The following is a 2,784-nucleotide window of genomic DNA, read 5'->3' on the forward strand; positions in this document are numbered from 1 at the left end:
TGCTGAAAACGGAGGATATCCACCCACGCAAAACGGGGATATCCGTTCACTTTTCTAACTCTTTAGTCTAATGGCGATGTAAAATTAGTCATTTCTCTCGGTTTCTGTACATTTTAGGTTGCTTTTTTGACGTAGCGAGGCACCTTTCAACTCGAAGCGTACACTTGTGTGCACCAAACGGTCGAGTATGGCGTCGGCTGCAGTGGTGTTTCCCTTCATCACATCATACCAGTCCGATACTGGCAACTGCGAGATCATAATGGTGGCTTTCTGCCCGTGTCTATCCTCTATAATTTCCATAAAGTCGAGCAGCTGCTGACCATCGAGGACCTTCATGCCAAAGTCATCCAGTATGAGCAGGTCCGTCTGGGCAAGCTTGGCAAAGAAACGGTGCAGGGTACTTGAGATGCGAGCAAGGGCTATCTCCTGGAAGAGACGGTAGACATTGTGGTATGCCACCTTATATCCGTTCATGCAGGCCTGATGACCGAGGGCTGTTCCAAGCCAGCTCTTGCCTGTTCCTGCAGCTCCAGTGATGAGTACGGATACTCCCTTGCGCACATAGTCGCATGTGGCCAGGTTTAGCACCTTCTGCTTGTCCACTCCACGATTGCTGTCGTAGATGACCTCGCTGATGGATGTCTGGTAGCGGAAGCGGGCTTTCTTCACGAGACGTGAGTTCCGGCTTGTTGTTCGGTTATCCAACTCGGCCTGTATAAGCAGTTGCAGGCCATCTTTGAGGGAGAGGGAGTCATGCTGACGCGTCTCCTGCATGGTAGTCCAGTAATGAGCCATCCCTGGCATCTTCAGACTTCTTAGGGCGTTTGATATTTCGTCCATCTTTTTGTTGTTTTGGGTGGGTTGATGTATATGTTGTTTAACTCCATTATCTAAACTGTTCGCGTCCTCTTATGTTATCATGCTCAGGCGGGGAGAAAAGGCTGACAGCCTGCGTTACTCCCGCGCATTTGCTTTCCACAAGAGAGCGTATAAACCTGTAGCTATACCGTCCATGTTTCAGGGCTGTCTCACATGCAGTACGGAAGACTGTCGGGTCGCTGCTTCTCTGCAGGTTGAGCAGGCCGTCGCATGTGCGGTAGTGTGTTTCCGCAGGCATGCTGGAGTCGTAGAAGATATGCGTCATCACCTCTGCGAGTTCCTTGGATGCCTTCTCCGCACGCTCCATGTACTTGCCGGCGCTTAGCCCCCTGTACTCGATTGACTTGCTTGCAAGGTGTTCCTCCACGATGGTGTACTTGCCTTTGCCATAGTCCCTTACATGCGTTGCAACAAGTTCTCCGTCCACATATATCTTTACAAGTGAGCGTGTGTAGGCCACATGGGCTGTCTTGGAGACATGGCGGTATGGCACGGTGTAGTAATGCTGGTCGCGTCCAAGGTATATGCAGCAGTTGGAGGACACCTTGAGGTCCGTATAAGAGACTATCTCAAAGTCTGTTGCCGGCAGCGGCTTCAGGTTGGGACGGTCGATGGCAAGGAAACGCTCCTCACGAGTGTACGGGTTCTTCTGCATGCGCTTCTGATTATGTTTGCGCATCTTATCCGTGGCTGCGGCATTCAGCTCGTCTATGGAATAAAAGGTCTCGTTGCGGAGCTCTGCAAAGACACGCATGTATACGAGCCTGACATTGCCCTCCACGTTGGACTTGTCCCTGGGATGGACGGGACGTGCCGGTACCACGACCGTGCCATAGTGGTTGCCCATATCCTCAAGCACTCTGTTGAGTGACGGCTCGTACTTGTCGGTCTTGACGACTGCCGCCTTGAGGTTGTCGGGTACGAGCATCTTAGGCACGCCTCCCAGATGCTTTAGACACTGCGTGATGGCATATACAAAGTCCTCCGTGCGCTGTGAGGGGACGAAGAGCAGGTAGCCGTAGTCACTTGCGGGAAGCGTTGCCACAAAAGCCTGGCATTGCACTATCTCGCCTGTCTCCATGTCAATGTATCCCATCGTGTCACCGGTAAAGTCAAGGAAGAGTTTCTCGCCGCCTGTACGCATGTCTGCGAGGATGGTCGAGGGGGATTCCTTCTTCGCTTCGGTGTTCTGATTATAGTGGAAACGGAACTGGGTGAGGCTGTAGTGGTCGTCGGGATGCTCCTCCACGTATTCCTCCCACAGGAGCTTCAGCGTTACGTGCTTGCGCTTCATCTCCTCCTGGAGGTATGGAAGCAGTTTCTTAAACACCTCGAAGCGCTTGTCTGTATATGCAGGATTACCGCCCTTGAGGCGATGCTCCAGCACCGGATCATCGAGTTTGAGAAGACCTTCTATACCGAGTTCGTCGGCAAAGGCCTTCCTTACGTAGTTGTTTGCGGTCTCCTTGTTGATGCCGACTATCTCGGCTGCCTTGCGGTTGGAGACGCCCTCCTTCTTCAGGAGCAGTAGTTGTTTAATCTGGCTCATGTTCTTTGTCTTTCCTGCCATGGTCGTATGTTGTATGTTAGATTTTTTCTACATACAATAACGTAAAAAAAGAGCAGAGAAGTGAACGGACATGCTCCGTTTTTTTTGACGCGGACTGGCATTCAACGGAAAAAGTGAACGAACATGCTCCGTTTTTTTTGGTCGCAAGCATCTTGACGAAAGCAACTTACATTTTTCCGAGTGAACGGCAATGCTCCGTTTTCCATGCGATTTAGGTGGTCTGTCACACACATTCCCAACAGGTGAACGGCAATGCTCCGTTTTTTGGGGTGTTTTTCGGCGTTTTCGGCGATATTGAACGGCAATACTCCGTTTTTTAAGCCGATTTTAAGCCG

Annotated in this window: 3 protein-coding genes; all 3 read right to left on the reverse strand. The window is 51.1% G+C overall.

Annotation, left to right across the window (positions count from 1 at the left end; all coding sequences use genetic code 11):
• Positions 1-84 precede the first annotated feature (84 nt).
• On the reverse strand, positions 85-840 hold the full coding sequence (gene istB / locus D7D25_RS17445; protein ID WP_122970189.1) for an IS21-like element helper ATPase IstB: 756 nt from the start codon (positions 838-840) through the stop codon (positions 85-87).
• A 46-nt stretch (positions 841-886) separates the two neighbouring features.
• Positions 887-2,449, reverse strand: coding sequence for an IS21 family transposase (istA, locus tag D7D25_RS17450; protein ID WP_255417382.1), 1,563 nt, complete (start codon positions 2,447-2,449; stop codon positions 887-889).
• 101 nt (positions 2,450-2,550) lie between these two features.
• A partial coding sequence (locus D7D25_RS18330) for a hypothetical protein (protein WP_221408030.1) occupies positions 2,551-2,784 on the reverse strand: 234 nt, incomplete at its 5' end.

The organism is Proteiniphilum sp. X52 (assembly GCF_003712195.1).
Taxonomy (GTDB): Bacteria; Bacteroidota; Bacteroidia; order Bacteroidales; family Dysgonomonadaceae; genus Proteiniphilum.